General features: G+C 45.0%; 1 protein-coding gene. It reads right to left on the bottom strand.

Annotated features, from left to right (window positions below; translation table 11 throughout):
- A partial coding sequence (locus R7Z47_RS24635) for a patatin family protein (protein WP_318130736.1) occupies nt 1-673 on the bottom strand: 673 nt, incomplete at its 3' end.
- Nucleotides 674-755: the final 82 nt, after the last annotated feature.

Genomic DNA, 755 nt, shown 5'->3' with positions numbered 1-755 from the left:
CCAAGGACTCATTGTAGTTCTCTGAACGATGCAACATCGCTTCTGCCATTTTGGGATGTTCAGCAAACAACTTGTTCATTAACCAAGTATTTTTTACTGGTTTTTTGGAGTAATTCAGCGGGTGCGATAGCACAACCGTGATGTCTCGCGCTCCTCTTCGGTAAGCTTCTCGAACCGGAATAGAATCCGCCACACCACCATCGGTATAACAACCACCAGAAAAACACGGAGTATGTTTGTAAGCAATCGGCAATGCTGTTGTCGCTTCTATCGCATGATGGAAATTTTCTCGCGTCACTCGATAGTAGTCCGCTTTACCTGTGTCCACATTCGTGGTGGCCGCAAAAAAAGGAATGCCTTCAAAAAGCTTTTTCTCATCGACGGGATACAAACGGTTGGACTCTTCAAACAGCCATTTTACATCAATCAAATCGCCACCTTTGAGGAAACGGGTCGGGTCGAAAAAGCGCTTGCTGGTCGCGAGCTTTGTAATCACATTTATACTGCGGTGCGGGTAATCGGTCAGATAACCAATCAAATTAGATGCGCCTGCCGACACACCAATCGCAAAATCAAATGGCTTATAATCTCGCTCTAGAAATGCGTCTAACACGCCACTGGCAAAGACGCCGCGCATCGCTCCACCTTCCACTACAATTGCTTTCGTTGCCATGTTTCCCCCATTAATTTCTCGGAAAAGAGTAATGAAATTCGTGCATTAGCAACAATTGGTTATTCTTATTATTGAGATAGGT

This window comes from Vibrio sp. 1641, assembly GCF_033339995.1.
In the GTDB taxonomy this organism is placed as follows: Bacteria; Pseudomonadota; Gammaproteobacteria; order Enterobacterales; family Vibrionaceae; genus Vibrio; species Vibrio alginolyticus.
Note: the sequence above shows the minus strand (reverse complement) of the source record. Positions and strands in the feature narration are given on the sequence as shown.